This window comes from Streptomyces sp. N50 (genome assembly GCF_033335955.1).
GTDB lineage: Bacteria > Actinomycetota > Actinomycetes > Streptomycetales > Streptomycetaceae > Streptomyces.
Genome location: NZ_CP137549.1, coordinates 3,925,883 through 3,952,349 on the forward strand (window position 1 = coordinate 3,925,883; position 26,467 = coordinate 3,952,349).

Here is a 26,467-nt window from a genome sequence, read left to right on the forward strand (position 1 = left end):
CATCCAGAACCCACCCAGTTCGATCACTAATTCTCATATAGTGACCGGCAGTTGAGCACCCGGAGTCGCTTCTCGCCCAGGAACCCGACGAGCACCCCCCGAGGACACGACCGAGGACGACTGAGGACCACGACCAAAGACGCCCGAGGACACGACCGAGGACCCCCTTCATGACCGCCCCCATACTTCCCGGCGAACGACCCACCTTCCGCACCGTCGCCCCCGTCCCCCTGTTCACCGCCGTACTGGCCGGGCTCGCGGTCGCCGGCGCGGTCTATGTGACACCCGGCTCGAAGCGGCTCGCGGTCGCCTGCGGTGCGGGGGCCGGCGCGCTCCTGCTGTGCGCGGCCGTCGCGCTCGCCACGCACGCGTACCAGACGGCCCGGATCACCCGCCGCCGCCTGGAGGCCGTCACCCTGGACGCGGGGCGGCTGCTGCAGGAACGGGCCCGGCTGAGCACGGACTTCGACCGGGAGCGCGTGCAGCTGACCGAGGAGCTGACCCACGAGCGGGCCCGGCTGACCGCCGAACTCTCGCAGGAACGCGCCCGGTTGACCTCCGACTTCTCCCAGGAACGGATGCGGCTCACCACCTCCTTCGCGGAGGAGCGCGGCCGCCTCACGGAGGAGAGCGAGCTGGAGCGCGCCCGACTCGCCGCCGAGAACAAGCAGTTGGCCGAGCGCGCCCGCCGGGACTCCCACGAGCGGGCCGCCGCGCTCTCCGCGACCGCCAACGCGGCGGGCCGGATGCAGGCGCTGGCCACCGGCATGCTCGCCGACCTGCGCGCCATGGAGGAACGGCACTCGGACGAGGACGTCCTCGCCGACCTGCTCCACCTCGACCACCGCACCGCGCAGGCGGGCCGTCTCGCCGACTCCGTCGCTGTCCTCACGGGCGCGCGCTCCGGGCGCCGTTGGGCCCGCCCGATCGCCATGGAGTCGATCCTGCGGGGCGCGATGGGCCGGATCAGCGGCTACCAGCGCGTGCGCGTGCACTCCGCGAGCGACACCGCCGTCGCCGGACACGCGGCCGAGGGCGTGATGCACGCGCTCGCCGAACTCCTCGACAACGCGGCGAACTTCTCGCCGCCGAGCGCCGAAGTGCACGTCTACGTAGAAGAAGTGCCCGCCGGGGTCATCCTCTCGGTGGAGGACAGCGGCCTGGTCATGGGCGACATCCAGCTGCGCCGCGCCGAGCGCGCAGTCTCCGGTGACTCGGCCGAACTGGGCGGTCTCACCGGCACCCGGCTGGGCCTCGCGGTCGTCGGGCGGCTGGCCCGCAAGTACGGCCTGAAGGTGTCGTACCGGCCCTCCGCGCGGGGCGGCACCGGCGTCCTGATGCTCGTACCGCAGGACATCCTGGTGCCCCAGGACGCGCCGGCACCGCAGGTCTCCCTGGACCTCCCCGAGGCGTCACCGCAGCCCTCGCCGTCAACACCGGTGGATCCGGAGGCGGTTGCCGAGCCCGCGACCTCCGTCCGCGACCACCCGTGGATGTCCTACGCCGCCGGCCGCACCCTCGCCGACCTCGACCCGGACCCGGTGCCCACGCACGAGTCGGCGGACCGGGACGCACCGGCCGACGCGGTGACGGACGTAGCGAACACGTTGCCCGAAGGCCTGCCCAAGCGTCGCCGGGGTCAGGCACTCGCGGAGGCCGAACGCTCACGCGCGCGTACCGAGTCCGCCGCCCCCGAGACAACGCGCCCCGCCCCCTCCGCCGACGACACCCTCGCCCGCACCGCCCGCTTCAACAGCTTCCGCCGGGCCGTGCGCGAGGCGGCGGCGACCGACCAGGCCACGCGCGCGTCCGGCACCGACGCGGACAGCCCCGTACCGGCGGAGTTCCCCGGATCGGCGGACAGCCCCGTATCCGCAGAGCCCACCCCCACTCCCTCCCTCTCCCACTCGGAAGGCAACCCCACCTCATGACCGGCACGACGACCGCCGACGAGAAGCTCACCTGGCTCATCGAAGGCCTCCTGGAGCGCACCCCGGGCGCGCGGCACGCGCTCGTGCTGTCGCGGGACGGCCTGAAGTTGTGCCGGACGCCCGAGCTCTCCGTCGACCAGGCCGACCAGCTCGCCGCGATCGCCGCCGGGATCCAGTCGCTGTCGCACGGCGCGTCGGTGGAGTTCGGGGACGGCAGCGGGGGTGTCCGCTCCGCGATGACGGAGTTCTACGGCGGCGTGCTGTTCATCGTCGAGGCGGGCGAGGGCGCGCACCTGGCCCTGGTCACCACCGAGGACGCGGACGCGGGGCTGATCGGGCACAACATGAGCGAGCTGGTCGAACAGCTCGGCGAGCACCTGCGCGCGGAACCCCGCTCGTCATGAGCCGCCCCGGCAGGGACGACTCACCCGACCGCCTCTACACGCTCACCGGAGGCCGCGCCCGTTCCGGCCCGGACAGCCCGTTCGACCTGGTGACCCTCGTGGTCGCCGAGTGCGATCCGGCGGCCGGGATGCAGTCGGAGCACGCGGCGATCCTGCGGATCACCGAACACCCCACGGCCGTCGTCGAGTTGGCGGCCGAGCTCAAGCTCCCGGTGAGCATCACCAAGATCCTCCTCTCCGACCTTCTCGCGGCCGGCCGGGTCAGCGCCCGCCATCCGCGCAAGGCCGATCTCGATCCCGACGTCCTGGAACAGGTGCTCGTTGGACTCCGCAACCTCTGACGCGCGCACCCCCTTGGGTGCCTCCGCCGACAACGGCCTGAAGATCGTGGTCGTCGGCGGCTTCGGCGTCGGCAAGACCACGCTGGTCCGCTCGGTCAGCGAGATACGTCCCCTCAACACCGAGGAGACGATGACGAAGGCCGGCGAGGCCGTCGACGACATCAGCGAGGTGCGCGGCAAGTCCGCGACCACGGTCGCCTTCGACTTCGGCCGCATCACGCTCGACGCCCGCAATGTGCTGTACCTGTTCGGCGCCCCGGGCCAGGAGAGGTTCTGGTTCCTCTGGGACCGTCTCTTCTCCGGGACGCTCGGCGCGGTGGTCCTCGTCGACACCCGCCGCATCGGCGACTCCTGGTACGCGATCGACCGCCTCGAACACCACGGCACCCCCTTCGTCGTGGCCTGCAACGACTTCGGCGGCCCCACCTACGCCCCGCAGCAGATCCGCGAGGCCCTCGACCTCGACCCGCACGTCCCCCTCCTGGACTGCGACGCCCGCTCCCGCGCGTCCGCGAAACAGGTGCTGATCTCCCTGGTCGAGCACGTCAAGAACGGACAGACCAGGGGCCGTTACGACGGCCAGGGCCCCGGTCGCTACGACGGTCAGGTCCCCGGTCGCCACGACGGCCAGGGCGCCGCCCGCCCCCAAGTCCCCGCCCCCCACCAGGAGTTGGCCCTGTGACCGCGCCCGTACCGCTGAGTGGACCCAGGTTCCAGACCGAACCGGCGCGGCTGTACCGGGAGATGCGGCGCGAGCACGGCGCCGTGACCCCCGTGGTGCTGGACGGCGACATCCCGGCCTGGCTGGTGCTCGGCTACCGCGAGCTGCACCAAGTCACCGGCGATCCGGTGCTGTTCAGCCGTGACTCCGACCTGTGGAACCAGTGGGACGGCATTCCCGACGACTGGCCGCTGCTGCCGATGATCGGCCGTAAGCAGCCGTCGATCCTCTACACGGTCGGCGAGCGGCACCGCGAGCGCGTCGGCATGATCAGCGACGCGCTGGAGGCGGTAGACCCGTCCGAACTCCGCTCCTACACCGAGAAGTTCGCGGACGAACTGATCGACGGGATCTGCGCCAAGGGCGAGACGGACATCGTCGGCGACTACGCGATGCTGCTGCCCGTGCGGGTCCTGGCGCGGCTCTACGGCTTCCGGGACGAGCAGGGTCCGGGGCTGGTGACCGCGCTCAACGACATGATCGACGGACGGGAGCGCGCGCTCGCCGGGCAGAGCCATCTGGCCGAGTCCATGGGGCAGTTGCTGGCCGACCGGAAGGAAACGCCGGCCGACGACGTGGTGTCGCGGATGCTGACGCACGAGTCCGGCTTCAACGACATCGAGATCGCCCAGGACTTGATGGTGATGATGGCGGCCGGCCACCAGCCGACCGCCGACTGGATCGGCAACTCGCTGCGGCTGATGCTGACCGACGACCGTTTCGCGGCCTCGCTGTTCGGCGGCCGCAACAGTGTCGCCGAGGCGATGAACGAGGTCCTCTGGGAGGACACCCCGACGCAGAACGTGGCCGGGCGCTGGGCCTCCCGCGACACCCAGCTCGGCGGCCGCCGCATCCGCGCCGGCGACCTGCTCCTCCTCGGTCTCCAGGGCGCCAACTCCGACCCCCAGGTCCGCACCGACGGCTCCGCGCTCACCGGCGGCAACAACGCGCACTTCTCCTTCGGGCACGGGGAGCACCGGTGTCCGTTCCCGGCGCAGGAGGTGGCCGAGGTGATCGCGCGGACGGGCATCGAGGTCGTCCTGGACCGCCTCCCGGACATCGACCTGGCGGTACCGGCCGAGTCCCTCACCCGCAGGCCCTCGCCGTGGCTGCGGGGCCTGACCGAACTGCCGGTGCGGTTCACGCCCGTGCCCGCGCTCTGAGCTTCCAGCACCGATCCTGCGTCACCCCGGCGGCACCACAACGCCCGCCGGGCGCCCGGGAGTTGACCCCGACCCCCGGAAGGACGCGGTACCCCACCCCTGCCCTTGGAGGAACTCCCGTATGAGCACCGGTACCGAAGAGACCCGTATCGTCCTCGACCCCTTCGTCGCCGACCTGGACGGCGAGAGCGCCAGGCTGCGTGCGGCCGGTCCGCTGGCCGCCGTGGAGCTGCCCGGTGGCGTGCCCGTGTGGGCGGTGACGCGGCACGCCGAGGCGAAACAGCTGCTCACGGATCCGCGGCTGGTGAAGGACATCAACGTCTGGGGTGCCTGGCAGCGCGGCGAGATCCCCGCGGACTGGCCGCTGATCGGGCTCGCGAACCCGGGCCGTTCGATGCTGACCGTGGACGGCGCGGACCACCGCCGGATGCGCACGCTGGTCGCGCAGGCGCTCACCCCGCGCCGGGTGGAGCAGATGCGGGGCCGGATAGCGAAGCTGACGGAAGGCCTCCTGGACGGCTTGGAGGGGGACGAGGTCGACCTGAAGGCGGAGTTCGCGTACCCGCTCCCGATGTACGTCATCGCCGACCTCATGGGCATAGAAGAGTCCCAACTCCCGCGTCTGAAGGAGCTGTTCGAGAAGTTCTTCTCGACGCAGACCCCGCCGGCCGAGGTGATCGCCACCCTCACGGAACTCGCGGGCATCATGGCGCAGACGGTCGCGGCGAAGCGGGCGGAGCCGGGCGACGACCTGACGTCGGCGCTGATCGCGGCGTCGGAGAACGGCGACCACCTCACCGACGACGAGATCGTCTCCACGCTCCAGCTGATGGTCGCGGCCGGCCATGAGACGACGATCTCGCTGATCGTCAACGCGGTCGTCAACCTGTCGGCGCACCCCGTCCAGCGCGCCCTCGTCCTGGCCGGCGAGGCCGACTGGTCCTCGGTGGTCGAGGAGACCCTGCGCCACTCGACGCCCACCTCGCACGTCCTGATCCGCTTCGCCACGGAGGACGTCCAGGTCGGCGACAAGGTCCTCCCGGCCGGGGACGCGCTGATCGTGTCGTACGCCGCGATCGGCCGCGACGAGGAGGCCCACGGCCCGACGGCGGGCGAGTTCGACATCACCCGCACCAGCGAGAACCGCCACATCTCCTTCGGCCACGGCCCGCACGTCTGCCCGGGCGCGGCCCTGTCCCGCCTGGAGGCGGACGTGGCACTCCCGGCCCTCTACGAGCGCTTCCCGCACCTGGACCTGGCGGTCCCGGCGAGCGAGCTCCGCAACAAGCCGGTGGTGACGCAGAACGACATCTTCGAGCTGCCGGTGCGGCTGACGCCGGGCGACTGATCCACTTGTCCACGGGCCGGACCGCTCGTCTCGGCTGTCGTCTCATCGAACGGACGCGTTTCCGTCCGGTTTCACCGAGGGGATACGCTCCGGCTCGTGGCTGATATCCAGATTCCCGCTGACATCAAGCCCGCCGACGGACGTTTCGGCGCTGGCCCCTCCAAGGTGCGGACGGAGGCGCTGGACGCGCTGGCCGCCACCGGTACGTCTCTGCTGGGTACGTCCCACCGCCAGGCCCCGGTCAAGAACCTGGTCGGCAAGGTGCGTGAGGGCGTCTCCGCGCTGTTCTCGCTGCCCGAGGGCTACGAGGTCGTCCTCGGCAACGGCGGTTCGACGGCCTTCTGGGACGTCGCGACCCACGGGCTCATCGACAACAAGTCGCAGCACCTGACCTTCGGCGAGTTCAGCTCGAAGTTCGCGAAGGCGGCCAAGCTGGCGCCGTGGCTGGCCGAGCCGACGGTCATCTCCTCCGACCCCGGCACGCACCCGGACCCGGCCGCCGAGGCGGGCGTCGACGTGTACGCGTACACGCACAACGAGACGTCGACGGGCGTCGCGGCCCCCATCAAGCGCGTGGCGGGCGCCGACGAGGGCGCGCTCGTCCTCGTCGACGCGACGTCGGGCGCGGGCGGCCTCCCGGTGGACATCGCCGAGACGGACGTCTACTACTTCGCCCCGCAGAAGTCCTTCGCCTCCGACGGCGGCCTGTGGATCGGCGTCTTCTCCCCCGCCGCGATCGAGCGCGCCGAGCGCATCCACGCGTCCGGCCGCCACGTCCCGGAGTTCTTCTCGCTCCCCACGGCGATCGACAACTCCCGCAAGAACCAGACGTACAACACCCCTGCGCTGTCCACCCTGTTCCTCCTCAACGAGCAGCTTGAGTGGATCAACGGCCAGGGCGGCCTGGCGTGGTCGACGGCCCGCACGAAGGACTCGTCGAGCCGTCTGTACAGCTGGGCGGAGGAGTCGAAGTACGCGACCCCGTTCGTGTCCGACCCCACCAAGCGCTCGCAGGTCATCGGCACCATCGACTTCGCCGACGAGATCGACGCGGCGGCGGTGGCGAAGGTGCTCCGCGCGAACGGCATCGTCGACACCGAGCCGTACCGCAAGCTCGGCCGCAACCAGCTCCGCGTGGCGATGTTCCCGGCGATCGACCCGGCGGACGTCGAGGCGCTGACCAAGTGCATCGACTATGTGATCGAGAAGCTGTGATCGCCGTCCAGTAGCACTCGGTTCTACGACGACGAAGGGCGCCCCGCGGGTCAACTGCGGGGCGCTTTTTGGTGCGTTGGGCAATGCGGGGCAGCCTGCGTCCGAAGTCCAGGTGAACCCGGAACCCGGACAAACCCCCCGCACACCACAGCCGCGTAACAGCGAACACACAGGGGACAACTCCCACCCCACCCCGCCGGTCGAACCCGATGCGTCGCACACCTGCGGCGCAACTCCTCGATCACCGACCGAAGTTGGAGTTGCCCCCATGCCCAGGAAGTCCCTGCCGACGCGGCTCGCCGCCACCGCCGCGCTGCTGCTCGCCACCGGCGCCCTGTCCGTACCGGCCGCCTCCGCGGCCCCCTCGGACGCCGCCCCCGGCGACGCCTACGTCCTGACCGTGACGACCAACCCCACCACCACGAACTACCAGGAACGGCACGTCGACGTCACCGGCACCGTCACCAAGGCGGACGGCACCCCGGCGCCCAACATCCCCGTCACCCTCCAGGAAGTCGTCCAGTTCACGACCTGGAACCCGTGGGGTGACCCGATCGACCCCAACTACTACGAGCCCCGCGACCTCGGCAAGCCGGTCACCGACGCCAACGGGAAGTTCACGGTCCCGGACGTCGACATCGACCGCACGGGCGGCAGCAGCCTGCTCAACGTCCAGCACGACGTGCACATCACCGCCCTCTACGACGAGGACGGTGACCTCAACACCCCGCAGGACGGCTACTTCGCGGAGACCACGGTCGCCGCCAAGACCCGCTCCAGCTCGGTGAGTTACTCGGTCAACAAGAAGAAGGTGAAGGCCGGCGACATCCTCACCGTCCAGGGCAAGGTCACCCTCCCGAGCGGGGTCGAGCCCCAGGGCACGGAGGTCTTCCTCCAGACCTACTGGGAGCAGGAGTACCACGTGAAGGTGACCGCCGAGGACGACGGCTTCTTCGTCATGTCGGTCCGTGTCTCGTCCTACGACGACACGTTCACGCTGCGCACGGCTCCGACGGACCTGTACGTGGCGGGGGCGACACAGAAGCTGCCGATCACCAACACGTCGTTGCCCCGCAGGTAGTTCAGCAGGTAGTTCAGAGGGAGTTGACGAAGCGGTGCCAGGCGGCCCGGGAGACGGTGAGGAGGGCGCTGCCGTCTTCCGGGTGCGGCTGCTTGCTGTCGCGGATGGCGCGGCCGTGGGTGGCGGTGTCGGCGACCTCGACGCAGGCGTTCTCCTGCCCGGAGTACGAGGACTTCCAGAAGGGGCTTACAACCTTGGTCACGATGTGTCTTCCTTCAAGCTCCGCAGTACGCCCCGGATGAGCTTCGCGCTCGCGTCCGGCGCCAACGCTGACGATCGTAGTAGGTCGTATGCATTGGCGTAAGCGGCAAGATCCTCAGCCCCTTCAAGGACCGAGGTTCCTCGCAGGTTGTCCATGGCAACGGCTTCGACCGTCGGTTCCTCGTCGAAGCTGAAGGAGTAGAAGGCGGAGGAGTAGCCGGCCAGGACTCCGGCGCTGAACGGCAGCACCTGCACGGTGACGTTCTTGCGCTTTCCGATCTCAAGGATCGCGGACAACTGCTCCTGATGGATCCCGACGCTCACCAACGGGTGCACGACGACACCCTCCCAGAGGATGACCGTGTACGACGCCCCACCCTCGTCGATCTTCGCCTGCCGCCCCATCCGCACCTTCACCAGCTGGTCGACCCTTTCCGGCTCCAGGTAGTGGGGGCCGCCGGCGATAACTGACTCCGCGTAGGCCGGAGTTTGCAGGAGCCCTGGCACCGTGACCGGCTGCCACTCGCGGATGTAAGTCGCGTCATCCTCCAACGCGATGTGGTCGACGTAATCCGGCCGCAGGTGTGCGGCATGCTCCAGCCACCAGCCCCTGTTCTTCGAGTTCTTGGCCAACTCCTCCAGCTTGAGGCGTACTTCCGGGTCCTTGACACCGTAGGCATCGAGCAGCAACCGCACCTCGATCACACGCGGGGTGGCGTGGCCACTCTCAACGCGGCTGATTCTGGCCTGACTTGATGCGATCAGATCGGCGGCCTGCGGCTGGTCGAACTTGGCAGCCTGCCGGTACTGCTTGAGTGCCGTCCCCAAGCGCCTACTGCGCACCGTCGGCCGTCCACCTGCGGGCATGGGCCCTCCCCTCTTCTGCAGCAACGATGCCACACCGAGCGTCAACCTCAGGGCTACATCACTCGATCGAGTGACACTCACGAATATATTCGCCGATTCACATTGCGCGGATCCGGAATCCACCTCTAGCTTCATGAAGGCGCCGCAACGCAGCCCAACTTGACGCCCCGTCAGGACGGAGTCCCCCATGCCCGCGTCCGAAAGCTTCCGTTTCCGCATCCCCAAGCACCGAAGCCACGTCCCCGTCGCCCGCCAACGCGTCCGCAAGGCCCTCGCGGACTGGGGCATCACCGACGAACTCGCCGACGCAGTCACCCTGTTGGCCAACGAACTCGTCACCAACGCCGTGACCCACTGCCGGGTCGCCTACTCCCAGATCAAGGTCGAACTCACTCTCAACGGAACGGAGTTGATCCTTGAGGTCTCAGACCCCGACCGGGACAGACTCCCCCGACCCCACGACTCGACCCCGGATGAGGAAGGCGGCCGGGGCCTCGCCCTCGTCGCCGCGCTGGCCGCCGACTGGGGCTGCCGGCAGGAGCCGTACGCGAAATGCGTGTGGGCGAGGTTCGACCTGGAGGGGGTTCAGGGGCATGTTCCGGCGACTTTATGAGGCGGCGGCCCGCCTGCTCACGCCCCCAACTCCCTTGAGCGACACGGAGCTTGCCCAGGAAGTCCGGACGCCCGACCCCTACGTATGGCGACTCCCGCCCGTCACACTTCCGTAAGAAGGTCATCGCCCGCATCCCCGGACGTGTCTGTTAGCGTCCGCGCGACCCCTCCGAAGCTCCGCGACAGGAGACGTAGATGCACATCGCCCTCATCCTCGCGAGCGGCATCGCCTGGACGATCGTGTACATCGAAGCGATCCGCATCGGGTTCCGCGAACGCACCTACGCCATGCCCGCCGTGGCCCTGGGTCTCAACTTCGCCTGGGAGTGGACGTACGCGGTGCACAACCTGGTCTTCGACCCCTCCGTGCAGGGCGGCATCAACCTGGTGTGGGGCATCGCCGACGCGGTCATCGTGTACACGTTCTTCCGGTACGGCCGCGCCGAGTTCCCGTCGTTCGTCACGCCACGGATGTTCGCCGGGCTGAGCGTGCTGCTGTTCGGGATGTCGTTCGCCGTGCAGTGGCTGTTCCTGGGGAAGTTCGGAGCGGAGGACGGGGCCGGCTACTCGGCGTTCCTCCAGAACCTGCTGATGTCGGGCCTGTTCATCGCGATGTTCGTCGCGCGACGCGGCCTGCGCGGCCAGTCGGTGACGATCGCCGTGGCCAAGTGGCTCGGCACACTCGCGCCCACGATCCTGTTCGGCGCCATCCAGCACGACGGGTTCCTGCTCGGCCTCGGGATCATGTGCAGCGTGCTCGACCTGGTGTACGTCTGGTTGTGCGTGGGGGCGAGGCGGGACGGCGCGGTGTTCGACCCGGCCGACTCGGCCGACCCCGCTCCGGAGCAGCGGGAACGCGGGCTTGCACCTCACACCGCGTCAGGGCGGATCGTTGACGCATGAGCATCGACCAGACTCGGAGTCGACCCGGTCCGGCTGGTGAACGAGCACCTGGCCGCCGTAGAAGCGTCCATCGCCTCCCTGGAAGGACTGAGGGACCGACTGGCCCACATCCAGGGCGAGTTGGCCGCCGATCCCGCGCGCGCACCGGAGGTCTCCGCGTTGATCGGTACGCTCCGGACGATGGGCGGCGCGGGAGCAGAGAGCGGGCAGGCGTTGCGGCGCCACCTCGACGACGACCAAATGCGGACGCTGCACGACCGGGCGGCGGTGCTGGGCCCTGCCACCCACTACCTCCTGGAGGTCGAGTGGCCGGAGCTGTACCGCAGGGCCGAGGCGCTGCGGACCGCCGGGACGGAGCCGACGGCACCCCGGGTGAGGAAGCTGGTGGCACGCATGGACGAGCTGAGCGCGCTGTTCACCGGGGGTGACAGCGGCGTCTCGGCCGCGGTGCGGTCCGCCTGGCGGCACGAACCGGCCGCGATGTCCGGCGACCCGACAGCTCCGGCCGACGCCTGGCACGCCCTGACCGCCTACCTCGACCGCGCCCGCGCAACCGCGTGACCGCGGCTTCTAGCCTTCTCCAGCGATCTTGGTCAGCGCGTCCACGATCATGCGGGTGGCGAATTCGGGGTTGTCGGCGATGCGGTTGATGTGTTCCGCTAGCAGGAACGCCGTGGCCTCCAGCGGAGTCATCTCCTCCTTGGTCCAGTCGCCGTACTGCTGACGCCACAGGTTGGGGCTCAGTTCGGTACCCGCAGAGATCACCAGGCCGGCCATCATCGGGATGACCTCGGGGGGACAACTCCTGGGCATCATCCGCATCGTGGCCACGAGGGTGGGCACCACGTACTCGATGACGTCCTTGCCCTCGCTCTCGTGGGCCTTCCTCAACCACGTCATGAACATATAGATGAGCGTGCACGCCCCGTCCACCAGGTCGTCCAGCCCGTCGGGCCCGAGCGACGCGAGGAACTGGTCCATCAACTCCCGCTGTTCGGGATCCGTCGCGGACTTCCCGGCGTGAACGGCCTTGAGCCGCGAGTCGACCATCATGAGCGCGGCACCCACGTCACCGACGGGAGCGTGGGCGGGGTCGCAGGACGATGACACGGGATTCCTCCTCCACTGGCCGCACTGGGTAACGCGGCGCGTTCGCAGAGTAGTTGGCCGAGGGGGGTGCGGGTCGGTGGATCTGTCACCGTTCACGGCAACAGAGCAAGGAGTTGGATATGGATGCGGATGCGGATGCGGATGCGGACGACACGTTGTGGAACAGACTGTCGACAGAGGCACAAGCAGAGGTGAACGCGCTCATCGCCGCCGGCCGCAACATCCAGGCCATCATGGCGATACGGGATCACGTCGGCCTCCCGCGGCCCGAACTGCGCGAGTGCGTCGACCTGTTGGCGTGGCTGCACGGGGCGGAACGCGAATAGGCGGCGTCGTCCGTGTCCCTGGTGGTGTTCATCAGTTCCGCGAGACCTTCGCAGACGCTTCGCGCGTAGTGCGCGCGCTGAGCGTCTAGCTGATCTTGTACTCCTGGTGCGGGGTAGCTCGCGCCCACACCGTCTCGAACGCCTCGGCGCACAGTTTCGCCGCGGCCGGATCCTCGCTGATCTCTCCGGCACCGGACGCGCCGTCCCCCGTGAAGTGGTTCCAGCGGATCAACCGGTCGTCCAGGAGCCAGAAGTCGTTGCCGGGCAGCGCGATGTCGGAGGCCTGCCGACGTGGAAGCCACCGCACCTGTTCGCCGGCCTGGATGTTGACCTGCGTACCCGCGTACCCGCGTGCTCGTAGCGGATGTAGTCGCTCACCGGCTCCGACACGATACGGGCGCGGCGCACGACCACTCCGCGGGCGACCGTACGGCGGATGAGGCTCGTCCAGGGGCCCCAGTGCGGGGACTCCGGGTCGTTGTCCCGCTCTCCCGTCCGCTGCCAGTGGCCGAAGTTGTCGGCCTCACCGGCGACTCCGTATGCGTCTCACATTTCGAGGTGGACGGCCGAGTGCCGTGCACTGTCCAGGAGTTCGGCAAAGCTCTGCGGGTTCTGCGGCATCGCGCACCTTCCTCATCGCATTCAAGACTTGAGAGTGCAGACAGCGGGCGGATCAGCCCAGCGCGTCGATGGCCTTCACTATCAACGACCGGGCGTCCGCCCCGTACACGGCCATGCTCCGGAGCTGTTCGAAGGCGCTCAGGTAGAGCGCGATCTCGGAGGGCTGGGCGATACTCACCTCGGCAGTGGCCAACTCGACAGACACCAGAGTGTCGTCGAGCATGGTGAATGTTTCCTGCGGCCACATCGCTCGCTCGCGCGTCGCCGTCGGGATGATGCCGAACGACACCTGCGGGAGTGCTCCGGCAGTAAGGAGGTAGCCCAACTGCGCCGCCATCTCCTCAGCGTCGGCAAGTTGGTAGTAGAGAACCGCTTCCTCAATGAGGAGCACGAACCGATGGCCAGGCTCATGGATGACCTGCGACCGTCGAACACGTGCCGCGGCAGCCTCCGCCCCATCGTCGACGGCTCCGTGGAAGCGGGAAATTATGCCCAACAGAGCCCGCGCGTACCCCTCGGTCTGGAGCACCCCCGGGACAAGCACCGGGGAGTATTGGCGTAGCAACTCGGTCGACCGGTACTGCTCGACATAGCTGTCCTGCAGTTTGGCCAGGCTCGTGCGCACGCGTTGGCGCCACTCCCGGTACAGGGATTCCGCATTCTGTGCGGCCGCGATCAGGTCCGGGGTCTGATCCATGGCACCGGTCGCACGGCACCACAAGCGGATGTCTGTCGGCGACGGAGGAGTGCGGGCGTTCTCGATGCGTGAGGTCTTGGCATGGTGCCAACCGCACTCGTTGGCCAGCCCAGTGACTGTCAGGCCCGCGTTCTTCCTCATGTCGCGCAGCCGACGCGCCACGTTTTCGCGCGCGGCTTGAGCTGAGGAGGACGGGGACTTGGGCATGGAACCGGCCAACGATGCTTTCTGTCAGTGGATCTCGTACTCGTCGTGTGGGGTCGCGCGTTCCCAGACCGCCTCGAAGGCATCCGAGCACTGCTTGACGATACTCGGCTCCGTGCGCAGCGAGTGGGCCGGATCGGCCCACTCGCCGATGCCGGTGAAGTGGTTGAAGAGGATCCGCGTCCCGTCGAAAATCCACAGGTCCGCGCCCGGCAGCATCAGGTCGGCCGATCGAGGGCGTGGCAGCCACCGAACCTGCTCACCGGCTTCGACGTTGACACCCGTACTCGCGTGCTCGTAGCGGATGTAGTCGGTGACCGGTTCCGAGACGATCCGGGCACGGCGTACGACGACACCACGGGCGACTGTGCGGGAGATCAGGTCGACCCAGGGCGCCCAGTACTCCGAGGTGGGATCGGTGTCCCTCTGCCCGGTGCTCAGCCACGCGTCGAAGTCGTCCGCCTCATCGCCGACGGCGTACTGGTCGCGCATTTCGAGGTGCACGGCGGAGCGCTGCGCGGCCCCCATGAGTTCGTCAAAGCTGGGCACGTTCTGCGGCATCGCAGGCCTCCCTCAGGATCGGCACCAGGCGGGCGGGAATACGGATCACGGACTCGTGGTCAGGGATGCCCGCCGCATGCCCGGGTGCGGTGTTCTTCACGCACTGCGCTCGCGTCTCCTCGTCCGCCGTGTAGCTCTGGAGCACGATGTCCGCGCTCTCCGCGTCCACCCACACGGTTGGGGATCCGACATGTCCCGTATCCGGATCGATCCCGATGAACCGTAAGCGCATGACAGCCTCCGATGTCGATTCGCGTGCGCTGATGTGCACCAAATTTGCCCCTCAAGGGGTTCTGGTCAAGAGCAAAAAGCAGCCACTTGGCTATTCAAAGGCTCACACGCACATTGGTGCACATCTCTTGATCTGCCGGATGCCTCCCTCCTAGCGTGAGGGCGTACGAGGAAACCCGGCGAGGCAGCGGATCCTCCCGAGGCATGACCAACTGCTGTTGAGGAGCGCCAACATGGGGCGAGAAACGGCCCATTCGTCGGCACAGTTACCCGCCCACTTCGACGCCTGGCTCCTGGACTGCGCCCCGGCCCCCAACTGCGAGGTATGCACCGCGAATTGGCGCCACCTCACCACCTGCCAGCAATCCGGCGACATCACCCAGGCCGCCCGCCACGCCACCGAGATCCGCGACCACGCCTCCGGAGTGCACGCAAGCCCCACCAACTGACCAGAACAGGAAGGCATCCCCATGCTCAACGGCACCGACCTCTACGAACTCGACATCACCGCGGCCTCGTTCACGCAGGCCTGCGGCGGCCCCTGTACCGAAGGTTGCGTCACCCTCGCCCGGATCGGCGACGGCTGCTGGGCCCTCGGTGACAGCAAGCGGCCCGACAAAGAGCCGTTGCGGTTCACGACGGAGGAGTTGAGCGTGGCCGGGATCGACCCGACCCGCTTCGGCCTGACCATCTGAGCCGCCAGACCCACAGCCCCCGTCCCGGTCGGCCCCTGCGTGACTCCAACTCACCCCACCCGGCCGGGATTTCACCACCGCCGAGACCGAGTCCGAGACCGAGCCGCCCCGAACAGGAACCCCCACCGGTGCACCACCACGCCTACCTGTGGACCGGCCCCAAATTCCGCTTCGACCAAGAAGCCCTGCGTCGCCCGCCCCACCCGGAGCCGCCTCCGCCCGGCAGCCGCCCCGAGCTGATCCAGCGATATCGCGAAGTGGCCGCCGAGTTCCCGGCCTCCGACCTGCCCCCGCTGGAAACGGCGTACTGGCTCGTCAAGCCGCGCGAGTTCGTACGCGGAACATGGCCGACCCCGGCCGCCGCGGCAGCCTGGCTCAGTGAGCAACTCGCCGCGTTCCGAGCCCGGTTCACGTCGGAAGCACACCGCGACGCCCGCCACCTCGCCGCCCTCACCGCCTCCGCCACCGACCGACTGACCTCGGGCGGCGACTCGTCCTACGGCTTCTACCTCGAACGGCCGGCCTACCTGTCCCTCGCCCTCGTCACCTGCACACCGAACCGTGCCAGGCCCGACCTGCCCTGCCCCCTGGACAGATGAGATCCTTGCCGTATGACGCCTTCAGGCTCCCACCCAGTACCGCCGGTCCAGCCGGGCGAGCCGGTTCGGAAGGAGACCTTTTCCTTCACCGGGGATGCCGTTCCGCCGCCGGCGGGGGCGTACTCGCATGCGACGAGGTGGGGCTCCAACGTGTTCCTCTCGGGACAGTTGGCCACCGATCCCGAGACCGGCGAACTGGTCGGCGGCGGTGACCTGGTGGCCGAGGCGGAGCAGGTGCGGCGCAACCTCGAAGCGGTGTTGGGTCAGTTCGGGCTGACCCTCGACGACGTGCTGATGCTGCGCGTCTACCTCACCTCCTTCGAGGAGTTCGACAGCTTCAACAAGGCGTACCGGACCTGGTTCCGCGGCCCGTTGCCGAGCCGGACCACGGTCGGCGTCACCGAACTGGCCCTGGGCGCCGCGGTGGAGATCGACGTCATCGCCGGGATCCCGGAAACCTCCTCCTCCTGACTCCCGTCCTCGCACCGAGCACGGCTGGGCTCCGGCGGTGACGCGTCGTACGGCTTCCACCTCGAACGCCCCTGGGGCCCCTCAGCTCTTCAGCCCCTCACGTCGCCGTGCAGCTCAGGCTCGGCGCGCTTCCGCCGCCCGGAGCTCCCCCGAACCCGAAACTCGCCGAACTCCCGACCCCCACACTCCCGTTGTGATCCGCGTTCACCGCGGTGACACTCGCCCCGGTCTGTGTGTACGTCGCGTTCCACATGTTCGTGATCTGCTGGGCGCCGGGCCAAGTCCACTTGACCTGCCAGGACTTGAGGGCCGAGGTCCCGGAGTTCGTCACCGTCACGGCGGCGTTGAAACCGGTGCCCCAGTCGCTGGTGACGGTGTAGGTCGCGGTGCACGCGGCCGCGCTTCCGCCGCCACCTCCGTCTCCCCCGCCCGTTCCCGTCCCCGTGCTCGGAAACCCCGCCGCCTTGATGCTCGCCAGGTATCCGTCCTTCACCGTGTCCACGGTCACCCAGTCGTCCTTCAGGATCCCGCCCGTGTCACCGGAGTTGGGGTTCCACGACCAGAAGGTCCAGGAGAAGGAGTCGGCGCCGTACGTCGAGGTCGGGCGGAGGTAACTCACCAGCGCCGCAAGCCACTTCTGGTCCACCGTCGACGCCAGCGTCGTGCCGAACTCGCCCACCCACACCGGCGCGATGTTCTGCCGGAAGAGGTAACCCCAGTACTTGTCCCACACGCCGGGCATGTTCGCCGGGAAGGCCGGGTCGCTGAACCACGGCTGCTGGGCCACGCTCGTCGCGTAGTCGTGGGCCGAGTACACGACCCGGTTGGGGACGGTCAGCTGGACCGGATACTGGCCCGCTCCCATCAAGTTGCCGCCCCACCAACCCGATACGCCGGCGTACGTCTGCACACCCTCCACGAAGATCAGCAGGTCGGGGTTGACCGACAGCACCGCGTTGCCCGCGCGCTCGGCCGCCAGGCGCCAGTCCGTCGCCACGTCGCCGCAGCCCCAACACGCCGGATCGTGCGGCTCGTTGTGGAGGTCGATGCCGATGACCGTCGACTGGCCCGCGTAACGGGTCGCCAGGGAGCGGAGGTTGGCGATCCAGGTCGACTCCGGTACCGCTGACGTGTACCAGAGCGCCGACTGGGCCGAGGCGTCCGGGCGGTGCCGGTCGAGGATGACCTTCAGGCCGTCCTGGCCCGCGTAGGCGACGAGTTTGTCCATGATCTGCAACGAATTCAGGCCCTGGAGGTCCGCGTTCTTGCCGCTGGAGAAGTCGATGCTGTTGGGGATCGTGCCGGGCTTGAAGATGTCGTCGCTGTAGGGGAGGCGGATGGTGTTGTAGCCCAGCGACTTCATCTGGTCGATCATGCTCTTGTAGTCGCGTGACCAGAGGCCGTGCACAACGTAGTTGGCGGTCTCGAAGCCGAACCAGTTGATCCCGGCGATACGGACCGGCTGGCCGGCCGCGTCGAGGATCTGGCGGCCGCTGGTGTGCCAGTAACCGGCGCCGGGGGCACTCGCGGTATCGGCCGCCTGTGCCGGGTGGACACCGGCCAGCGGCAGCACGAGCACCGCGGCAACAACCCCCAGCGCTCTTCTCAAGCTGCGGAACATGTCGCTGCTTCCTCTCGGGAGGCGCGGGTCCGGAACTCGTGGGAGCGCTCCCATAACCCGGCACCCTCCATGGAAGCCATGTCACGTGGACACGTCAAGGCAATGAGCAGCGGCAGTCGCCCACGGCTATCGGCTCAGCCTGCGGAACCTGCGCACCGCCAGCGGCAGGAACAGCAAGGTCAGCGCCGCCGGCCACGCTCCCGCCAGCAGCAACGCGTGCTGTTCCGGCCAGGACGCGCCCTGGCCCGTCGGTGCGCCGAAGAGCGCCCGTGTCGCGCCCGCCGTGGACGAGAGCGGGTTCCAGAGCGCGGCCTGGCCGAGCCAGTGGGGCATCTGGGTCGGGGAGACGTAGATGCTGGAGATCATCGTCAGGGGGAAGACGATCGCGAAGAGGCCGCCGACCTGTTCGGGGCCCGGGAGGAGCAACCCCAGCCAGACGCCGACCCAGATCAGCGCGAAGCGGAGGGCCAGGAGCAGGGCCACCGCCTTCACGAAGTCCAGGCCGAGGCCGATGTCGACGCCGAGGCCCGCGCCCAGGTCGGAGCCCGCGCCGAACTCCGGGCGCCAGCCCATCCCGTACGCCGTGGCCATCATGATGCCCAACTCGGCGCAGGCGACGATGAGATCGGTCGCACCGCGGCCCGCGACCACCGCCGACGGCGCCATCGGCATGGAACGGAAGCGGTCGATGACGCCCTTCTTCGCGTCGTTCACGAAGATCGTGGCCGTGGAGACGAAGCCCATGGCCATCGTCATCACGAACATGCCCGGCATCAGGAACGCCTTGTAGTCGCCGCCGCCCGGCACCAGCATCGCCTTGCCGAAGACGTAGCCGTACAGCAGCACGGACAGGATCGGGAAGCCCAACTGCCAGAGGATGCTGACCGGTTGGCGGCGGTAGTGGGTCAGGCCGCGGCGGACGACGTTCCAGCAGTCGGCGATCGTCCAGAAGACGCGGCCGTGCTGGGGGCGTCTGCGGTAGGTGCGGCCGGTGCCCTCGGATGCCGATGCGGATGCCGTTGACGCTCCCCCGCTCATGCCGCTGCCCCCTCGGTCTCCGGAGCCTCGAACTCCGGCTCCTGGGCGGCCGGTTCCTCTTCCGTACGGCGGCCCGTCAGCCGTAGGAACACGTCGTCCAGGCTCGGGCGGCGCAGGCCTATGTCCTCGACCGGGATGCCGTAGTGGTGGAGGTAGCGGGCGACCTCGGTCAGCGAGCCCACCCGGTCGGCGACCGGCGCGTGCACCCGCAACTCGCCCATGTCCGCCTCGGGTTGGCCGCCGTGGGCGACCCTCGCGACCGCCTGCAACGCGTAGGGGATGTGGGCCGGTTCGCGCAGGACGACCTCGATGCGGTCGCCGCCGACGCGGTTCTTGAGGCCGTCGAGGGTGTCGTCGGCGATGGCGCGGCCCTGGTCGATGACGGTGATGCGGGAGGCCAGGCGGTCGGCCTCCTCCAGATATTGCGTGGTCAGGAGGACTGTGGTGCCCTCCGCCACCAACTGCCGTACCGCTTCCCAGACTTCGCCCCGGCTGCGCGGGTCCAGGCCGGTGGTCGGTTCGTCGAGGAAGAGGACGGCCGGGGCCAGGATCATCGACGCGGCGAGGTCGAGGCGGCGGCGCATGCCTCCGCTGTAGCCGCCCGCGCCCTTGTCCGCGGCGGCCTCCAGGTCGAACTGGCGCAGGAGTTGGGCCGCCCTCAACTTGGCGCGCCTGCGGCCGAGATGGAAGAGGCGGCCGAACATCTCCAGGTTCTGCCGGCCGGTGAGGATCTCGTCGATCGCCGCGTACTGGCCGGTGAGCCCGATCCGCGAACGCACCTGGCGCGGTTGCCGGGCCACGTCCAGACCGGCGACGGTCGCCCGGCCGCCGTCGAGCCGGACCAGCGTGGAGAGGATGCGGACGGCGGTGGTCTTGCCGGCGCCGTTCGGGCCGAGCAGACCGTGCACGGTGCCCTCGCGGACGGCCAGGTCGAAGCCGTCGAGGGCGCGTTTGTCGCCGTAGCGCTTCTCCAGCCCTTCGGCCTCCACCACGTAGGTGTCACCTGTGTCACCGCTCATGGGTCCTCATCCCTCCCTCCTGTACCGGGCGTTCGAACTGCGTGCACCGTATCCGATGGCGCGTACGGTGTACTCGGTTTTCGCCCGGCGACCTAGACTCCCCCGCATGACCTCGACGGAGTCCAGCGGCAGTGGTGACATCGGCCGCACCCTCGAACTGCTGTGGGACACCGGCCCCCGCCCCAGCCGCGGGCCGAAACCAGGGCTGTCCGTCGACCGGATCGTGGACGCGGCCGTCCGCATCGCGGACGAGGAGGGGCTGGACGCGGTCTCCATGCGGCGGGTCGCCACCGATCTCGGCACCGGCGCGATGTCCCTGTACCGGTACGTGCCCGGCAAGGCCGAGCTCCTCGACCTGATGCTGGACCGGGTCCGCTTCCCGGACCGGCCCAACGACGGCGCGGGCAGCGGCAGTTGGCGCGCGGCGCTGGAGACCGCCGCCCGTGACGCCCTCGCCGTGCACCGCCGGCACCCCTGGCTGCTGCGCGTCAACCAGTCCCGCCCGCTGCTCGGCCCGCGCGCCCTCGCCACCCTGGAACACCTGCTCGGCCGCATCCGCCCGATGGGCCTGACCGACCCGGAGCTCGTCTCGACGGTCGTCATGATCGACGGCTACGTCGTCGGCGCCGCCCGCACCCAGGTCCACCAGGAGGAGGCGGCCCGCTCCACCGGCCTGACCGACGCGGAGTTCTACGGCGCCCAGGTCCCGGCGCTGGAGAAGGCGATGGCGACGGGCGCGTACCCGACGCTCGCGTCACTGTCCCCCGACACGTTCACCGCCGGCTTCGACCACTTCGAGTTCGGGCTCGGGCGGATCCTGGACGGGCTGGAGGTCGTGGTCCGACAGCGGTGCGCGGCAGGGGAGTTCAGCGGCGACGCGTGAGGCGCCGTAGCCCGAAGAACGCGCCGAGGACGACCACGACCGCCACCGCGCCGATCTTCACGTCGCTCCCCGAGCCGCTGTCGTCGCCGCTCGCCGAACTCCCGCCGCCCGAGGGCGACTTGGCGGAGTCCGAACCGCCGCCGGGAGCGTCCTCGGCCTGCACGGGACTGTCGGTGCCCTCGCTCCCGTACATGAGCTTGGTGCCGTCCGCCGAGTAGCTGACGGACTCCCCCTGCCCCTGCAACGGCACGTCGAGGCGCCCCTCGCGCTTGATCTTGCCACCGTTCCAGTCGTAGTAGATACCGCCCAAGTAGCCGCGTACGGCGAGCTGTTGGCCGTTGGGAGAGAAGGCGGCGTCGGTGGCCCAGAGGTCGATCGCGGCGATGGGCTTGAAGTAGTTGGTGCCGGAGGAGGAGAGCTTGGCCGGGCCTTCGAAGAGATGCCCGCCGTCCTCCTTCTTGTCGATGATGTACACGCGTCCGGTCTTGGGGTGCACGATCAGCGACTCGGCGTTGCGGGCGCCGTCCGAGTACTTCACGACGTACTGCGTCGCCCGGATCGTCTGGTCCTTGAGGACCTTCGGCTCGGGCAGCTTGTAGATCCAGACGTACGGCCAGGTCCCGTCGAGGTTGTCGCCGATGTCGCCGACGTAGATCTCGTTGTGCGGGCCGATGGAGATCGCCTCGACGTCGCGCGGCTTGCCGACGCCGCTGAAGGTGACCGTGGCGACGGTCTTCCCCGTGCTGCTGTCGACGGCGTAGATGTACGGGCCGTCGTTGCTGTCGTTGTGCGTCCAGTAGATACCGGGGTGCAGGTGCGAGGCGGCGAGCCCGCTCGACTCCGTGATCCGGGAGTCCGTGATCGTGAACCCCTTGTCGCCCTTGCCGTCACCGTCGTCGGAGGGTGCTGCGGCTGCGGGCAGGGCGAGCGCGCCGACGAGGAAGCCGGCGCCGAGGAACGCGAGGAAGCGACGCATGCCCCCAGCCTGCCATCGTGGCGGGCCTCACATCCCATCGGCTCCAGTGATCGGCCGTTGATCGTCCATCATGAGCGGATGCTCAGGTTCATGCCCGTAGGCGACTCCATGACGATCGGGAGCGCGGGCGAACACACATGGCGCTACCGGATGTGGCAGCACCTGCGCGCGACCTACGGCGGCCCGTTCGCCGTGGTCGGCCCGCGCGAGACGCTGTACGACAAGGCGACGGACTCGCCCACGTCGTACGAGTACGCCGACCCCGACTTCCCGCACTTCCACCTGGCCGGCTGGGGCGAGGGCTGGCTGCACATGGCCCCGCTGATCGGCGAGGCGGTCCGCGCGCACCGGGCGGACGTGCTCCTCGTCTCCCTCGGCCTGATCGACCTGGGCTTCTACACGAACGCGCCCCAGACGGCCGAGAACATGCGCGCCTTCGTGGCGGAGGCCCGCGCCGCGAAGCCCTCGGTCCGCATGGTGTTCCTGCCGGTGATCCCGAACGTCCGCGCCCGCACGGACGCCCCCTTCGCCACCGAGGTCGCCCTCTTCAACGAACTCCAGGCGAAGGCGGTCGCCGACCTCGACGACCGCCGCTCCCCGCTCCTCCTGGCCTCGCTCCCGGAGTCGTACGACGTCGACCACGACACGTACGACGGCACCCACCCGAACGCGGCCGGCGAGCACAGGATCGCGGGGGCGTTCGCGGGGGCGATGCATCAGGCGTGGGGGGTGGGCGGGGAGTACGGCGAGGACGACCCGGCCGCGGACAGCCCTCACCACTGGGCGCCCCACTCCTCGTCGAGGCGATCGGCCCGGCGCTGACCTCCGGCGGCTTCTCCTACGACCGATTCCCCTTGCGTAGAGCGCACTCGAAGTCGTTGGCTAGACACTCATGAAGTACACGCAGCTCGGACGCACAGGCCTCAAGGTCAGCCGACTGGTCCTCGGCACGATGAACTTCGGACCGCAGACGAACGAACCGGACAGCCACGCGATCATGGACGCGGCGCTGGACGCGGGCATCAACTACTTCGACACCGCCAACGTGTACGGGTGGGGTGAGGACAAGGGCCGGACCGAGGAGATCATCGGCAACTGGTTCGCCAAGAGCCCCGTCCACCGCGACAAGACGGTCCTCGCCACGAAGGTCTACGGCAACATGGCCGCGGACGGCGACGCCTGGCCCAACCACGACAAGCTCTCCGCGGTCAACATCCGGCGGGCCGTGGACGCCAGCCTCAAGCGGCTGCGGACCGACTACATCGACATCTACCAGTTCCACCACGTCGACCGGGCCACCCCCTTCGAGGAGATCTGGCAGGCGATCGACACCCTCGTCCAGCAGGGCAAGATCCTCTACGTCGGTTCCTCGAACTTCCCCGGTTACAAGATCGCCCAGGCCAACGAGATCGCCGCGCGGCGCGGTGGCACCATCGGGCTCGTCAGCGAGCAGTGCCTCTACAACCTCGCCGAGCGCCGCGCCGAGATGGAGGTCATCCCGGCCGCGCAGGAGTACGGCCTCGGGGTCATCCCCTGGTCCCCGCTCCAGGGCGGGCTCCTCGGCGGGGTCATCAAGAAGGAGGTCTCGGGCGGGCGCCGGGCGAGCGGCCGGGCCGCCGACACCCTCGCCAACCCGACCTCGCGCGCCCAGATCCAGGCCTACGAGGACCTCCTCGACAAGCACGGCATCGAGCCCGGCGAGGCCGCCCTGGCCTGGCTGCTGACCCGCCCCGGCGTCACCGGCCCGATCGTGGGCCCGCGCACCGCCGAGCAGCTGGAGTCCGCGCTGCGCGCCGTGGAGCTGGAGTTGAGCGAGGAGATCCTGACCTCGCTGGACGAGATCTTCCCGGGTCCGGGCCCCTCTCCGGAGGCCTTCGCCTGGTAGTCACCTCAAGGGCAAGCGCTCCTTCAGGGGCGCTTGCCCTCACTTACCGAGCGCGGCCGCGAGCCCCACGACAACGAACAACAGCACAAGCACACCGGCCATGATCCGGTTCCGGAATTTCGGGTCCACGTACCCGAGCCTAACCGGCCGCCCCCAGTGCCCAGCGGGCGACCGCCTCGTACCGCGGCTGCTCCCCCGGGACGCCCGACCTCGGCAGGTTGCTCCGGACCAGCACCAGTTCGTCCACCGTCCACGCCCGGCCCGCGAAGTCGTCGAGGCGGTCGAGATACGGCCGTACGTCCATGGCGTCCCGGCCGCGCGCCACGGTGAGGTGGGCGCGGTACCGCCGGTGTTCGCTCGTCGGCGCGGCCTCCTCGCAACGCTCCGCGAGCTGTCGCAGGGCCGCCACATCCCCCTCCACGCCCGCCCACAGCGCCCGCCCCTGCCCGAACTGCCCGCCTCCGCGCACCGCGAGCCCGAACGGTTCGGTCCGGCGCGCGGTCCGCTCCAGGGCGGCCGACAGTGCGGGTACGGCGTCCTCGTCGACCTCGCCGTAGAAGGCGAGCGTGAAGTGCCAGCCGGGGCGGCTCGTCCAGCGGAGCGCGTCCGCGCCCGGGAGGCCCTGCAACTCGTCGACGGCCGCGCCGAGTTGGGCCAGCACGTCCTCGGGCGGCAGCAGTGCCGCGAAGAGTCTCATGGGGGCAGCCTTCCACCACTGCTCAAGGTGTGTGCCCTGGACTAACCGGTCTGCCGCACTTGGACGGTTAGTCCAGGGCACAGCCTTTTCGGACCCCTAGCCTGCTGCCATGGAGACCGACACCAGCATCAGCATCAGAGACGGCGGGCCCGACGACATCCCCGCGATACTCGGCATGTTCGACAGTGCCGTGGCGTGGCTCGTCGCGCAGGGGCGGACCGGGCAGTGGGGCAGCACGCCGTGGTCGGAGAACCCGAAGGCCGTGGCGATGGTGGAGCGGTATGTGGCGCAGGGCTCGCCCTACATCGCCGAGGTCGACGGAGTCCCCGCCGGCACGCTCACCCTCACCGACTCCCCCGGGTCGTACATCGAAGCCGTCGACGAGCCGGAGCGGTACGTCCATCTCCTCGCCTCCGACCGCCGGTTCAAGGGCTACGGCGTCGGTGGCGCGCTGCTCGCGCACGCGGCGGAGGTGACGCGGCGGGCCGGGATCTCCCTGCTGCGGGTGGACTGTTACGCGGGGGACGACCGCAAGCTCGTCGCCTACTACGAGAGCAACGGGTTCACGGCCACCGAGGCGTTCGTCGTCGGTGAGGACCGGTGGCCGGGACAGGTGCTGGCCCGGAGGGTGTAGCCGTCACCCCCCGGGCCACGCTCCCAACTCTCAGGCCGCCGCGGCCAGTTGCTCGCGCTCGCGCGGGACGAAGGCCACGCTCGGATGACCGTGGTTCCAGTCGAACGACAGGCGCAGGTCGCCGATACGGGCCAGGATCACGCCGATCGTGGCCGCGGCGACGGCCGCGATGACGCCGCCGAGGGCGAAGCTCACCCGGGGGCCGTAGGCGTCGGTGATCCAGCCGACGATCGGTGCGCCCACCGGCGTACCGCCCATGAAGACCATCATGAACAGGGCCATGACGCGGCCGCGCATGGCCGGGTCGGTGCCCATCTGGACGGCGGTGTTGGCCGTGACGTTCACCGTCAGACCGAAGATGCCGATCGGGATCATGAGGAGGGCGAAGAGCCAGTAGGAAGGGGCCACCGCGGCTACGACCTCCAGGATGCCGAACGCCGCCGCCGCCGCGATCAGGACGCGGAGGCGGGTGGTTCCCCGGCGGGCGGCGAGCAGGGCGCCCACCAGGGAGCCCACCGCCATGAGCGTGTTGAAGAGGCTGTACGCGCCGGCGCCCGCGTGGAAGATGTCGTCCGCGTAGGCCGACAGCCACACCGGGAAGTTGAAGCCGAAGGTGCCGATGAAGCCGACGAGGACGATCGGCCAGATCAGGTCGGGGCGGCCCGCGACGTAGCGCAGGCCCTCGCGGAGCTGGCCCTTGCCGCGCGGGGCGCGCTTGACGGAGTGCAGGTCGCGGTTGCGCATGAGGAGCAGACTCGCCAGCGGGGCCACGAACGACAGGCCGTTGAAGAGGAACGCCCAGCCGGTGCCGACGCCGGTGATCATGACGCCCGCGACGGCGGGGCCGACCAGGCGGGCGGACTGGAAGTTCGCCGAGTTCAGGCTGACCGCGTTCTGCAGCTGCTCGGGGCCGACCATCTCGGAGACGAAGGACTGGCGGGCCGGGTTGTCGACGACCGTCGCGAGGCCCACGGCGAAGGCGGCGACGTAGACGTGCCAGACCTGGACGTGGCCGGAGATGGTGAGGAAGGCGAGGGCGAGGCCGGTGAGGGCCATCGCGGACTGCGTGACGAGCAGCGTGGGGCGCTTGGGCAGCCGGTCGACGAGGACACCGCCGTAGAGCCCGAAAAGCAGCATCGGCAGGAACTGGAGGGCGGTCGTGATGCCTACGGCGGCGGAGGAGCCGGTGAGGCTGAGGACCAGCCAGTCCTGGGCGATGCGCTGCATCCAGGTGCCGGTGTTGGAGACGACCTGGCCGATGAAGAACAGCCGGTAGTTCCGGATCTTCAGCGAGCTGAACATCGAGGACTTGCCGACGGGATCAGGGGTGGGCGGGGAGTCGGGGGTGGCTGGCGCGGGGGCGGAGTCTGCTCCGGGTCCCGAACTCAAAAGGTCGCCTCCTACATAGACAG

The 26,467-nt window shown here is 69.4% G+C and carries 32 protein-coding genes and 1 pseudogene; 20 read left to right on the forward strand and 13 right to left on the reverse strand.

The genetic code is table 11. From position 1 onward, the window contains the following. Positions 1–170 precede the first annotated feature (170 nt). From R2B38_RS17095 to R2B38_RS17130, 8 genes are all read left to right on the forward strand, one after another. The gene (locus R2B38_RS17095) at positions 171–1,931 is read left to right on the forward strand and encodes a sensor histidine kinase (protein ID WP_318017009.1); all 1,761 of its coding nucleotides are present in this window, start codon (positions 171–173) and stop codon (positions 1,929–1,931) included. Further along, positions 1,928–2,335 carry a roadblock/LC7 domain-containing protein gene (locus tag R2B38_RS17100; protein ID WP_033281165.1) on the forward strand — a complete coding sequence of 136 codons (408 nt, stop codon included), beginning with the start codon at positions 1,928–1,930 and terminating at the stop codon, positions 2,333–2,335. Before R2B38_RS17095 ends, R2B38_RS17100 begins: the two co-directional genes overlap by 4 nt. Next, positions 2,332–2,676, forward strand: a complete 345-nt coding sequence (locus R2B38_RS17105; RefSeq protein WP_033281166.1) for a DUF742 domain-containing protein — start codon at positions 2,332–2,334, stop codon at positions 2,674–2,676. Before R2B38_RS17100 ends, R2B38_RS17105 begins: the two co-directional genes overlap by 4 nt. Beyond that, entirely contained in the window at positions 2,657–3,358 is a 702-nt protein-coding gene (locus R2B38_RS17110; protein WP_318017010.1) for a GTP-binding protein, read from the forward strand. Before R2B38_RS17105 ends, R2B38_RS17110 begins: the two co-directional genes overlap by 20 nt. Continuing rightward, positions 3,355–4,560, forward strand: coding sequence for a cytochrome P450 (locus R2B38_RS17115; RefSeq protein WP_318017011.1), 1,206 nt, complete (start codon positions 3,355–3,357; stop codon positions 4,558–4,560). Before R2B38_RS17110 ends, R2B38_RS17115 begins: the two co-directional genes overlap by 4 nt. 121 nt (positions 4,561–4,681) lie before the next feature. Next, the gene (locus R2B38_RS17120) at positions 4,682–5,908 is read left to right on the forward strand and encodes a cytochrome P450 (protein WP_318017012.1); all 1,227 of its coding nucleotides are present in this window, start codon (positions 4,682–4,684) and stop codon (positions 5,906–5,908) included. A 96-nt stretch (positions 5,909–6,004) separates the two neighbouring features. Then, on the forward strand, positions 6,005–7,123 hold the full coding sequence (serC, locus tag R2B38_RS17125) for a phosphoserine transaminase (protein ID WP_318017013.1): 1,119 nt from the start codon (positions 6,005–6,007) through the stop codon (positions 7,121–7,123). A gap of 268 nt (positions 7,124–7,391) precedes the next feature. Further along, positions 7,392–8,204 (forward strand): acyl carrier protein, encoded by an 813-nt coding sequence (locus tag R2B38_RS17130; RefSeq protein ID WP_318017014.1) that lies wholly within the window; start codon positions 7,392–7,394, stop codon positions 8,202–8,204. A gap of 13 nt (positions 8,205–8,217) precedes the next feature. Here R2B38_RS17130 and R2B38_RS17135 read toward each other — a convergent pair whose 3' ends face one another. Beyond that, complete coding sequence (locus R2B38_RS17135) at positions 8,218–8,406, reverse strand: DUF397 domain-containing protein (protein ID WP_318017015.1); 189 nt, start codon at positions 8,404–8,406, stop codon at positions 8,218–8,220. Continuing rightward, on the reverse strand, positions 8,403–9,272 hold the full coding sequence (locus R2B38_RS17140; protein ID WP_318017016.1) for a helix-turn-helix transcriptional regulator: 870 nt from the start codon (positions 9,270–9,272) through the stop codon (positions 8,403–8,405). The genes R2B38_RS17135 and R2B38_RS17140 overlap by 4 nt, the downstream gene beginning before the upstream one ends. 187 nt (positions 9,273–9,459) lie before the next feature. On the opposite strand from R2B38_RS17140, the gene R2B38_RS17145 reads away from it, so the two are divergent. The 3 genes from R2B38_RS17145 to R2B38_RS17155 all read left to right on the forward strand — a co-directional run bounded on the left by R2B38_RS17145 (position 9,460) and on the right by R2B38_RS17155 (position 11,348). Beyond that, positions 9,460–9,885, forward strand: coding sequence for an ATP-binding protein (locus R2B38_RS17145; protein WP_318017017.1), 426 nt, complete (start codon positions 9,460–9,462; stop codon positions 9,883–9,885). A gap of 194 nt (positions 9,886–10,079) precedes the next feature. Next, positions 10,080–10,787 (forward strand): hypothetical protein, encoded by a 708-nt coding sequence (locus R2B38_RS17150; protein ID WP_318017018.1) that lies wholly within the window; start codon positions 10,080–10,082, stop codon positions 10,785–10,787. Between the two features lie 36 nt (positions 10,788–10,823). Further along, on the forward strand, positions 10,824–11,348 hold the full coding sequence (locus R2B38_RS17155) for a hypothetical protein (protein ID WP_318017019.1): 525 nt from the start codon (positions 10,824–10,826) through the stop codon (positions 11,346–11,348). Between the two features lie 9 nt (positions 11,349–11,357). On the opposite strand, the gene R2B38_RS17160 is transcribed toward R2B38_RS17155, so the two are convergent. Next, the gene (locus R2B38_RS17160; RefSeq protein ID WP_318017020.1) at positions 11,358–11,897 is read right to left on the reverse strand and encodes a hypothetical protein; all 540 of its coding nucleotides are present in this window, start codon (positions 11,895–11,897) and stop codon (positions 11,358–11,360) included. A 119-nt stretch (positions 11,898–12,016) separates the two neighbouring features. Here R2B38_RS17160 and R2B38_RS17165 point away from each other — a divergent pair, with 119 nt between their 5' ends. Then, positions 12,017–12,223, forward strand: a complete 207-nt coding sequence (locus R2B38_RS17165; RefSeq protein ID WP_318017021.1) for a hypothetical protein — start codon at positions 12,017–12,019, stop codon at positions 12,221–12,223. Positions 12,224–12,308: 85 nt separating this feature from the next. On the opposite strand, the pseudogene R2B38_RS17170 reads toward R2B38_RS17165, so the two are convergent. From R2B38_RS17170 to R2B38_RS17185, 4 genes and pseudogenes are all read right to left on the reverse strand, one after another. After that, positions 12,309–12,844 (reverse strand): annotated as a pseudogene (locus R2B38_RS17170) (DUF6879 family protein). Positions 12,845–12,896: 52 nt separating this feature from the next. Next, positions 12,897–13,748, reverse strand: a complete 852-nt coding sequence (locus tag R2B38_RS17175; RefSeq protein WP_318017022.1) for a helix-turn-helix transcriptional regulator — start codon at positions 13,746–13,748, stop codon at positions 12,897–12,899. 24 nt (positions 13,749–13,772) lie between these two features. Then, the gene (locus tag R2B38_RS17180) at positions 13,773–14,306 is read right to left on the reverse strand and encodes a DUF6879 family protein (RefSeq protein ID WP_318017023.1); all 534 of its coding nucleotides are present in this window, start codon (positions 14,304–14,306) and stop codon (positions 13,773–13,775) included. Then, the gene (locus R2B38_RS17185) at positions 14,281–14,538 is read right to left on the reverse strand and encodes a hypothetical protein (protein ID WP_318021712.1); all 258 of its coding nucleotides are present in this window, start codon (positions 14,536–14,538) and stop codon (positions 14,281–14,283) included. Before R2B38_RS17185 ends, R2B38_RS17180 begins: the two co-directional genes overlap by 26 nt. 232 nt (positions 14,539–14,770) lie before the next feature. Between R2B38_RS17185 and R2B38_RS17190 the strand changes: the two genes are divergently transcribed. The 4 genes from R2B38_RS17190 (at position 14,771) to R2B38_RS17205 (ending at position 16,302) form a co-directional block, all read left to right on the forward strand. Further along, complete coding sequence (locus R2B38_RS17190) at positions 14,771–14,986, forward strand: hypothetical protein (protein ID WP_318017024.1); 216 nt, start codon at positions 14,771–14,773, stop codon at positions 14,984–14,986. A 21-nt stretch (positions 14,987–15,007) separates the two neighbouring features. Further along, entirely contained in the window at positions 15,008–15,232 is a 225-nt protein-coding gene (locus R2B38_RS17195; RefSeq protein ID WP_318017025.1) for a DUF397 domain-containing protein, read from the forward strand. 128 nt (positions 15,233–15,360) lie between these two features. Continuing rightward, positions 15,361–15,831: a hypothetical protein gene (locus R2B38_RS17200; RefSeq protein WP_318017026.1), complete on the forward strand. Its 471-nt coding sequence runs from the start codon at positions 15,361–15,363 to the stop codon at positions 15,829–15,831. A gap of 12 nt (positions 15,832–15,843) precedes the next feature. Next, positions 15,844–16,302, forward strand: a complete 459-nt coding sequence (locus R2B38_RS17205) for a RidA family protein (RefSeq protein ID WP_318017027.1) — start codon at positions 15,844–15,846, stop codon at positions 16,300–16,302. A 97-nt stretch (positions 16,303–16,399) separates the two neighbouring features. Here the strand turns inward: R2B38_RS17205 and R2B38_RS17210 are convergent, their stop codons facing one another. The 3 genes from R2B38_RS17210 to R2B38_RS17220 all read right to left on the reverse strand — a co-directional run bounded on the left by R2B38_RS17210 (position 16,400) and on the right by R2B38_RS17220 (position 19,980). Next, positions 16,400–17,923, reverse strand: a complete 1,524-nt coding sequence (locus R2B38_RS17210) for a cellulase family glycosylhydrolase (protein ID WP_318017028.1) — start codon at positions 17,921–17,923, stop codon at positions 16,400–16,402. Positions 17,924–18,049: 126 nt separating this feature from the next. Next, positions 18,050–18,961, reverse strand: a complete 912-nt coding sequence (locus R2B38_RS17215) for an ABC transporter permease (protein WP_318017029.1) — start codon at positions 18,959–18,961, stop codon at positions 18,050–18,052. Then, complete coding sequence (locus R2B38_RS17220; RefSeq protein WP_318017030.1) at positions 18,958–19,980, reverse strand: ATP-binding cassette domain-containing protein; 1,023 nt, start codon at positions 19,978–19,980, stop codon at positions 18,958–18,960. The genes R2B38_RS17215 and R2B38_RS17220 overlap by 4 nt, the downstream gene beginning before the upstream one ends. Positions 19,981–20,086: 106 nt before the next feature. On the opposite strand from R2B38_RS17220, the gene R2B38_RS17225 reads away from it, so the two are divergent. Beyond that, entirely contained in the window at positions 20,087–20,863 is a 777-nt protein-coding gene (locus R2B38_RS17225) for a TetR/AcrR family transcriptional regulator (RefSeq protein ID WP_318017031.1), read from the forward strand. On the opposite strand, the gene R2B38_RS17230 is transcribed toward R2B38_RS17225, so the two are convergent. Continuing rightward, positions 20,847–21,839, reverse strand: a complete 993-nt coding sequence (locus R2B38_RS17230; protein WP_318017032.1) for a WD40 repeat domain-containing protein — start codon at positions 21,837–21,839, stop codon at positions 20,847–20,849. The genes R2B38_RS17225 and R2B38_RS17230 overlap by 17 nt on opposite strands. Positions 21,840–21,917: 78 nt before the next feature. On the opposite strand from R2B38_RS17230, the gene R2B38_RS17235 reads away from it, so the two are divergent. Together R2B38_RS17235 and R2B38_RS17240 are read left to right on the forward strand one after the other, a co-directional pair. After that, positions 21,918–22,661, forward strand: a complete 744-nt coding sequence (locus R2B38_RS17235) for an SGNH/GDSL hydrolase family protein (protein WP_318017033.1) — start codon at positions 21,918–21,920, stop codon at positions 22,659–22,661. Between the two features lie 70 nt (positions 22,662–22,731). Further along, positions 22,732–23,724 (forward strand): aldo/keto reductase, encoded by a 993-nt coding sequence (locus R2B38_RS17240; RefSeq protein ID WP_318017034.1) that lies wholly within the window; start codon positions 22,732–22,734, stop codon positions 23,722–23,724. Positions 23,725–23,863: 139 nt separating this feature from the next. Here the strand turns inward: R2B38_RS17240 and thpR are convergent, their stop codons facing one another. Further along, positions 23,864–24,421 carry an RNA 2',3'-cyclic phosphodiesterase gene (gene thpR, locus R2B38_RS17245; protein WP_318017035.1) on the reverse strand — a complete coding sequence of 186 codons (558 nt, stop codon included), beginning with the start codon at positions 24,419–24,421 and terminating at the stop codon, positions 23,864–23,866. A gap of 109 nt (positions 24,422–24,530) precedes the next feature. On the opposite strand from thpR, the gene R2B38_RS17250 reads away from it, so the two are divergent. After that, positions 24,531–25,055, forward strand: coding sequence for a GNAT family N-acetyltransferase (locus R2B38_RS17250; RefSeq protein ID WP_318017036.1), 525 nt, complete (start codon positions 24,531–24,533; stop codon positions 25,053–25,055). 30 nt (positions 25,056–25,085) lie between these two features. Here R2B38_RS17250 and R2B38_RS17255 read toward each other — a convergent pair whose 3' ends face one another. Further along, a complete protein-coding gene (locus R2B38_RS17255) occupies positions 25,086–26,357 on the reverse strand; it encodes an MFS transporter (protein WP_318021713.1) in 1,272 nt (423 codons plus the stop codon). Positions 26,358–26,467: the final 110 nt, after the last annotated feature.

Bases quoted from the DNA above. Each gene is read 5' to 3' on its own strand.
- R2B38_RS17140 (WP_318017016.1), bottom strand. From the start codon at position 9,272: ATGCCCGCAGGTGGACGGCCGACGGTGCGCAGTAGGCGCTTGGGGACG.
- R2B38_RS17130 (WP_318017014.1), top strand. From the start codon at position 7,392: ATGCCCAGGAAGTCCCTGCCGACGCGGCTCGCCGCCACCGCCGCGCTG.
- R2B38_RS17165 (WP_318017021.1), top strand. From the start codon at position 12,017: ATGGATGCGGATGCGGATGCGGATGCGGACGACACGTTGTGGAACAGA.
- R2B38_RS17120 (WP_318017012.1), top strand. From the start codon at position 4,682: ATGAGCACCGGTACCGAAGAGACCCGTATCGTCCTCGACCCCTTCGTC.
- thpR (WP_318017035.1), bottom strand. From the start codon at position 24,421: ATGAGACTCTTCGCGGCACTGCTGCCGCCCGAGGACGTGCTGGCCCAA.
- R2B38_RS17105 (WP_033281166.1), top strand. From the start codon at position 2,332: ATGAGCCGCCCCGGCAGGGACGACTCACCCGACCGCCTCTACACGCTC.
- R2B38_RS17250 (WP_318017036.1), top strand. From the start codon at position 24,531: ATGGAGACCGACACCAGCATCAGCATCAGAGACGGCGGGCCCGACGAC.
- R2B38_RS17240 (WP_318017034.1), top strand. From the start codon at position 22,732: ATGAAGTACACGCAGCTCGGACGCACAGGCCTCAAGGTCAGCCGACTG.
- R2B38_RS17230 (WP_318017032.1), bottom strand. From the start codon at position 21,839: ATGCGTCGCTTCCTCGCGTTCCTCGGCGCCGGCTTCCTCGTCGGCGCG.
- R2B38_RS17175 (WP_318017022.1), bottom strand. From the start codon at position 13,748: ATGCCCAAGTCCCCGTCCTCCTCAGCTCAAGCCGCGCGCGAAAACGTG.
- R2B38_RS17190 (WP_318017024.1), top strand. From the start codon at position 14,771: ATGGGGCGAGAAACGGCCCATTCGTCGGCACAGTTACCCGCCCACTTC.
- R2B38_RS17195 (WP_318017025.1), top strand. From the start codon at position 15,008: ATGCTCAACGGCACCGACCTCTACGAACTCGACATCACCGCGGCCTCG.
- R2B38_RS17255 (WP_318021713.1), bottom strand. From the start codon at position 26,357: ATGTTCAGCTCGCTGAAGATCCGGAACTACCGGCTGTTCTTCATCGGC.
- R2B38_RS17180 (WP_318017023.1), bottom strand. From the start codon at position 14,306: ATGCCGCAGAACGTGCCCAGCTTTGACGAACTCATGGGGGCCGCGCAG.
- R2B38_RS17150 (WP_318017018.1), top strand. From the start codon at position 10,080: ATGCACATCGCCCTCATCCTCGCGAGCGGCATCGCCTGGACGATCGTG.
- R2B38_RS17235 (WP_318017033.1), top strand. From the start codon at position 21,918: ATGCTCAGGTTCATGCCCGTAGGCGACTCCATGACGATCGGGAGCGCG.
- R2B38_RS17100 (WP_033281165.1), top strand. From the start codon at position 1,928: ATGACCGGCACGACGACCGCCGACGAGAAGCTCACCTGGCTCATCGAA.
- R2B38_RS17205 (WP_318017027.1), top strand. From the start codon at position 15,844: ATGACGCCTTCAGGCTCCCACCCAGTACCGCCGGTCCAGCCGGGCGAG.
- R2B38_RS17215 (WP_318017029.1), bottom strand. From the start codon at position 18,961: ATGAGCGGGGGAGCGTCAACGGCATCCGCATCGGCATCCGAGGGCACC.
- R2B38_RS17220 (WP_318017030.1), bottom strand. From the start codon at position 19,980: ATGAGCGGTGACACAGGTGACACCTACGTGGTGGAGGCCGAAGGGCTG.
- R2B38_RS17225 (WP_318017031.1), top strand. From the start codon at position 20,087: ATGACCTCGACGGAGTCCAGCGGCAGTGGTGACATCGGCCGCACCCTC.
- R2B38_RS17145 (WP_318017017.1), top strand. From the start codon at position 9,460: ATGCCCGCGTCCGAAAGCTTCCGTTTCCGCATCCCCAAGCACCGAAGC.
- R2B38_RS17210 (WP_318017028.1), bottom strand. From the start codon at position 17,923: ATGTTCCGCAGCTTGAGAAGAGCGCTGGGGGTTGTTGCCGCGGTGCTC.
- R2B38_RS17095 (WP_318017009.1), top strand. From the start codon at position 171: ATGACCGCCCCCATACTTCCCGGCGAACGACCCACCTTCCGCACCGTC.
- R2B38_RS17185 (WP_318021712.1), bottom strand. From the start codon at position 14,538: ATGCGCTTACGGTTCATCGGGATCGATCCGGATACGGGACATGTCGGA.